This window comes from Vibrio sp. V43_P6S15P86 (genome assembly GCF_009904725.1).
Classification (GTDB): domain Bacteria; phylum Pseudomonadota; class Gammaproteobacteria; order Enterobacterales; family Vibrionaceae; genus Vibrio; species Vibrio diabolicus.
This window is the reverse complement of the sequence record NZ_WXWT01000472.1, coordinates 1-6,296: the sequence shown is the minus strand read 5'-3', so window position 1 is coordinate 6,296 and position 6,296 is coordinate 1. Positions and strand designations below refer to the sequence as shown.

At 45.4% G+C, this 6,296-nt stretch carries 3 protein-coding genes and 1 pseudogene; 3 read left to right on the top strand and 1 reads right to left on the bottom strand.

All coding sequences use genetic code 11. The annotated features are described in order from the left end of the window. Window positions 1-255: 255 nt before the first annotated feature. From CAG69_RS21190 to gcvP, 3 genes are all read left to right on the top strand, one after another. Window positions 256-1,551 carry a serine hydroxymethyltransferase gene (locus CAG69_RS21190; protein ID WP_161446102.1) on the top strand — a complete coding sequence of 432 codons (1,296 nt, stop codon included), beginning with the start codon at window positions 256-258 and terminating at the stop codon, window positions 1,549-1,551. A gap of 53 nt (window positions 1,552-1,604) precedes the next feature. Further along, window positions 1,605-1,985 carry a glycine cleavage system protein GcvH gene (gene gcvH, locus CAG69_RS21185; protein WP_046876056.1) on the top strand — a complete coding sequence of 127 codons (381 nt, stop codon included), beginning with the start codon at window positions 1,605-1,607 and terminating at the stop codon, window positions 1,983-1,985. Between the two features lie 128 nt (window positions 1,986-2,113). After that, on the top strand, window positions 2,114-4,978 hold the full coding sequence (gene gcvP, locus CAG69_RS21180) for an aminomethyl-transferring glycine dehydrogenase (RefSeq protein WP_046876055.1): 2,865 nt from the start codon (window positions 2,114-2,116) through the stop codon (window positions 4,976-4,978). A gap of 329 nt (window positions 4,979-5,307) precedes the next feature. Here gcvP and CAG69_RS21175 read toward each other — a convergent pair. After that, a pseudogene (locus tag CAG69_RS21175) lies at window positions 5,308-6,296 on the bottom strand (hypothetical protein); the annotation flags it as partial.

Sequence of the window (6,296 nt, the reverse complement as noted above, 5' to 3'; positions counted from 1 at the left end):
CCTATAGGAAATTTTTGGTTGATTGTTCCCGCAGCAGGCGCTATGTTACCAACTTGTTAGATGTAGAGATGCATATTTCCGTAAGAGATTGGTAAAGGAAACACGCAATCCGACGGAGTTTTTGCCCACATTTAGGGCCGGATGTTCACTCTGTTCTGCTATGCAGTTCAGCTGTTTTGAGGACAAATGAACCACAACCGCAAATCATAATTCATCTATTGCGGGTTCATTTTAAGATTTGGAAGGTCAACTACCATGAATAAGAGTTACCCTAACCACAGCTTGGAAAACTTTTTCTCTACCAACCTCTCTGCGACAGATGATGCTGTCTTTGCTGGAATTCAGGCGGAATCCGCTCGCCAAAACGAACAAATCGAACTTATCGCTTCTGAGAACATTGTTTCTAAAGCGGTAATGCAAGCTCAAGGCACATGCCTAACAAACAAATACGCTGAAGGTTATCCAGGTCGTCGTTACTACGGTGGTTGTGAGCACGTAGATACAGTGGAAGCCATTGCCATCGAACGTGCGAAAAAACTTTTTAATTGCGAATACGCAAACGTTCAACCTCACTCAGGCGCTCAAGCAAATGGTGCGGTGAAACTGGCTCTTCTTCAACCAGGCGACACCATTCTTGGCATGTCTTTGGACGCTGGTGGCCACCTAACGCACGGTGCACGCCCAGCACTTTCTGGTAAATGGTTTAACGCAGTTCAATACGGCGTTGATCGCGAAACACTGGAAATCAACTACGACGACGTTCGTGCACTTGCAGTAGAACACAAACCAAAGATGATCATCGCAGGTGGCAGTGCTATTCCACGCGTTATCGATTTTGCTAAGTTCCGTGAAATCGCTGACGAAGTTGGCGCAATTCTTATGGTCGATATGGCGCACATTGCTGGCCTTATCGCAACAGGTGCACACCCTAGCCCATTGCCACATGCGCATGTTGTGACAACCACAACACACAAAACATTGCGTGGCCCTCGCGGCGGTATGATTCTTACTAACCACGAAGACATCATTAAGAAAATCAACTCCGCCGTATTCCCTGGCCTACAAGGCGGCCCACTGATGCACGTTATCGCAGCAAAAGCGGTTGCATTTGGAGAAGCGCTTGGCCCTGAATTTAAAACTTATATTGATTCGGTGATCAATAACGCAAAAGTCCTAGCGGAAGTATTGCAAACTCGCGGTTGCGACATCGTAACTGGTGGCACAGACACGAACCTAATGCTGGTTGACCTTCGCCCTAAAGGCTTGAAAGGCAACAAAGCAGAAGAAGCTCTAGAACGTGCTGGGATCACATGTAACAAAAATGGCATCCCATTCGATACAGAGAAGCCTATGATTACATCGGGCATCCGTTTAGGAACGCCTGCGGGTACAAGCCGCGGCTTTGGCGCTGAAGAATTCAAACTCATCGGTAATTGGATAGGTGACGTGCTGGATGGTTTGGTGAACAACCCAGAAGGTGACGCAGACGTTGAAAAACGCGTTCGCAAAGAAGTAAAAGAACTTTGCAGTCGCTTCCCTCTTTACCAATAAACGATTTTTTAAAAATCACAATAATTCCTGACAAGTTATTTGGAGATTAAGCAATGGACAAAACACTGAAGTTTACAGATAGCCACGAGTGGGTACGTGACAACGGTGACGGCACAGTAACACTTGGTATTTCTGAGCATGCGCAAGAAATGTTGGGTGACGTAGTATTCGTTGACCTACCAGACGTAGAAGACGAAGTAGAAGCAGGTGAAAGCTTCTCTTTGGTTGAGTCTGTAAAAGCAGCATCAGATATCTACTCTCCTGTTACCGGTGAAATCGTAGAAATCAACGAAGAACTAGAAGACAGCCCTGAGCTAATCAACGAAGAACCGTACGAAGGTGGTTGGATTGTGAAAGTGAAGCTTTCAAACCCATCTGAGTTGGATGACTTAAAAGACGCGGAAGAATACCTAAACTCTATCGAAGAAGAGTAATTAGGATGTGACGAAAGCTGTTCCCTAGCCTGTTTAGAGAGCAGCTTTTTTTCTAGGTTCGGACGTATAATTAAATGTGTCACTAACGACCATTTCCGTTACCCGAGCCAAGGAGTAGGTAAAGGACAATGACTGAATTACTTCAAAGCCTCAGCACACAAAATGAGTTCGTTGGACGCCACAACGGACCAAGCAAATCAGACCAACAAAAAATGTTGGATGCCATCAACGCGGTAAGCCTTGACGCCCTCATCGAAGAAACCGTGCCTGCACAAATTCGCCTAGAACAACCAATGACGTTGGCAGAAGCGAAAAGCGAAGCAGACATGCTAGTGACGATGAAGCAGTTTGCTAAACAAAACCAAATTAAACGTACATTCATTGGCCAGGGCTACTACAACACGTTTACTCCAAACGTCATTCTACGTAACGTGCTAGAAAACCCTGGCTGGTATACCGCTTACACACCTTACCAACCTGAAATTTCTCAAGGTCGCTTGGAAGCCCTTTTAAACTTCCAACAAATGATCATCGACCTAACTGGTATGGAAATCGCGAACGCCTCATTGCTAGACGAAGCAACAGCGGCAGCAGAAGCAATGACTCTGTGTAAGCGCGCAGGTAAGAGCAAGAGCAACGTATTCTTTGTGGCTGACGATGTTCACCCACAAACGCTAGAAGTAGTAAAAACTCGTGCAAAATTCATCGGCTTTGAAGTTCTGGTTGGTTCGCTAGAATCCCTACCAGAGCAAGACGTGTTCGGCGCATTAGTTCAATACCCAAGCACAACAGGTGAAGTTCGTGACCTAACGGACATCATCGCAAAAGCGCAAGCAAACAAAACGCTTGTCACTGTTGCGACTGACCTGCTTGCTTCTACCCTATTGAAACCTGCTGGTGAAATGGGCGCAGACGTAGCAATTGGCTCTGCACAACGTTTCGGCGTTCCTATGGGTTACGGCGGTCCACACGCGGCATTCATGGCAACGCGTGACAAACACAAGCGTACCATGCCAGGTCGTGTTATCGGTGTTTCTATCGATACTAACGGTAACCAAGCACTGCGCATGGCAATGCAAACTCGTGAGCAGCATATCCGCCGCGAAAAAGCGACATCGAACATCTGTACCGCTCAAGCATTGCTAGCGAACATGGCGTCTTTTTACGCGGTTTACCACGGCGCAGAAGGTCTACGCACTATTGCTCGCCGTACACACCATATGACTGCGATTATCGCCGCTGGCCTAACCAAAGGCGGCTTTGAACTTGCTCATAACAGCTTCTTCGATACCATCACCATCAACACAGGTTCAAAAACAGAAGAGCTTTACGCAAAAGCACTTTCAGCAGACATCAACCTACGTCTACTACCTGGCAAGCTAGGTATTAGCTGTGACGAAACAACCACGGTCGCTGATGTAGAAGCACTATTTGCAGTCTTTGGTGTAAAAGAAGACGTAGCAGCACTATCGACGGAAATCGCAGGCAACGAGTTTGCGGCAATTCCAGAAGCGCTACGCCGCACAACAGAATACCTGACTCACCCTGTATTCAATACGCACCATAGCGAAACGCAAATGATGCGTTACCTGAAACAGCTAGAGAACAAAGACTTCTCGCTAACGCATGGCATGATCCCACTAGGCAGCTGTACGATGAAGCTGAACGCAGCAGCAGAGATGATCCCAATCACTTGGCCTGAGTTTGGTTCTATCCACCCATTCGCGCCAGCAGAACAAGCGGCGGGCTATGCAGCACTAGCGAAAGATCTAAAAGAGAAGCTTTGTGAGATCACAGGCTACGACGCATTCTCACTTCAGCCAAACTCTGGTGCATCTGGTGAGTATGCAGGTCTTATCGCGATTCAACGCTACCACGAAAGCCGTGGCGAAGGTCACCGCAACGTATGTTTGATCCCGAGCTCTGCTCACGGTACAAACCCTGCAACGGCGTCTATGGTGTCAATGAAAGTTGTGGTTGTTAAGTGTGATGAAGAAGGCAACATCGACATCGATGACCTAGCAGCAAAAATCGAGAAGCACAAAGACAACCTATCAAGCATTATGATCACTTACCCTTCTACGCACGGCGTTTACGAAGAGAAAGTGAAAGAAGTGTGTGAAATGGTTCATGCCGCTGGCGGTCAGGTTTACCTAGACGGCGCTAATATGAACGCGCAGGTTGGTCTAACATCACCAGGCTTTATTGGTTCAGACGTTTCTCACCTAAACCTACACAAAACCTTCTGCATCCCGCACGGTGGTGGAGGTCCGGGTATGGGTCCTATCGGTGTGAAATCTCACCTAGCGCCTTTCCTACCAGGCCATATTGAAGACGGCGTAGAAGGCGAAGATTTTGCAGTATCAGCAGCAGATATGGGTAGCGCTTCTATCCTACCGATCTCTTGGGCTTACATCGCAATGATGGGCGAAGCAGGCCTAACAGATGCAACAAAAGTAGCAATTCTGAACGCAAACTACGTGATGGAAACACTTCGCCAACACTACCCTGTTCTTTACCGAGGCAAAAATGGCCGCGTAGCACACGAATGTATTATCGACATTCGTCCACTGAAAGAAGAAACAGGCATCAGCGAAGAAGACATTGCGAAGCGTCTAATGGACTACGGTTTCCACGCACCAACTATGTCGTTCCCTGTGGCGGGCACGCTAATGGTTGAGCCAACGGAATCGGAGGATCTAGAAGAGCTAGACCGCTTCTGTGATGCGATGATCGCTATCCGCGAAGAAATGGAAAAAGTGAAAAACGGTGAATGGCCACTAGAGAACAACCCTCTCGTTAATGCGCCACACACGCAAGTTGACCTTTCTGCTGAAGAATGGGATCGCCCATACTCACGCGAACTTGGCTGCTTCCCTTCTAAAGCAACCAAATCTTGGAAGTACTGGCCAACGGTAAACCGCGTAGATAACGTATACGGCGACCGTAACCTAATCTGCTCGTGCCCAAGCATCGATAATTACGAAGATTAATTTTTGTAGTCTCTAAATCGACAAAGGCGAACCGTTTGGTTCGCCTTTTTGTTGGATGAGACTTTTGTAACTCAGCTTTTGGATAGATCCGTGTTACGACTTCTAGTCGATGTCGGACTTTCGGATAGATTTCGCTTTGGCAAAAACGAAGACGTAACCAGAAAATTTTTCAGTCCACATCAAAAACATCGGCAATCCTTGTCCGGATTTTAAAATTAAGTCACTTGAGGACTCGGAGATTCGAAAGAAGTTTAGCTCTTCCTTTCTAAACTTGCACCAGACAGCCGCTAACCAAACTTACTAAAAGTGATTGGCGGCTCTAGTTGCTATTATAAATTGTCAATAAAACCGACCGGCAAGCCATTTGCTCTTTCTGAACTATATTGTGCAACGATAAAACCTGACAAATCACTGACTATATGATCGGGGACATCATTATCTACCAGAATAACCTGACTAACTTTATCTCTGTTCTCAAATTTTTCCGTTAGCCCAATGATGAATTCATAGATGTTCTTATACTTCATTGGATCAGACACTGCCTCTATCTCGTCTTCCACTTTCTCATCAGAGCTGATTGCATAATTCTGCTCCTTCGTTTTACCAAGGTACTTACCTACGGTATCTATCATGAGAAAAGAAGGGTAATTTATATTCGACTCCAAAGATGCCTCTAATAGCGAGCACAAATACCCTATACTTACGATTGTCCTTAAGCCACCTGACGTGAGATTTGAATATTCTATACCTCTGACCTTTGCAGAAAAACTAACTGGGTCAAAGGAAATATCACGTGGTGATTTGATTTTTACAAACTTCAGATAATTGTCGAGATAGTCTCCAAGATCACTCAACACCTCAACCATGGAAGGTGCTGTTTTCTTCAAGTTATCAATTTCTTCTTGTAATTTACCGATTCTAATTTCTAAAGACTTAATATTTGTTGAAAGGTGCTTGTGCTGATTTCTAACTTTAAGCCTGTTAACTATATCCTTTCGTTTTTGCTTCAGTTCGCCTAGCTGTAGAGTATACATATCTCTCTCAGCCAAATATGGACTTGTTAGCTCCTTTGTGTTCTTTTCTTGCAATATCAATGCTTCACTTTCAACATCATCAAGCATCTTTAGTTCAGAGTTAGTGTTATCCAATTCTTGCCTAGCCTGCGAAACAATAGATTCAGTATCCCTTATTCTCCGCTTTAACAAGTTTATCTCGTGAGAAATCTTATCTTTCTCATCAATCGTGAACCGTTCTTTAACAATACTTACATCTAATGTATTATCACAAATGGGACATAATTCGACTTCTTCATTTATCG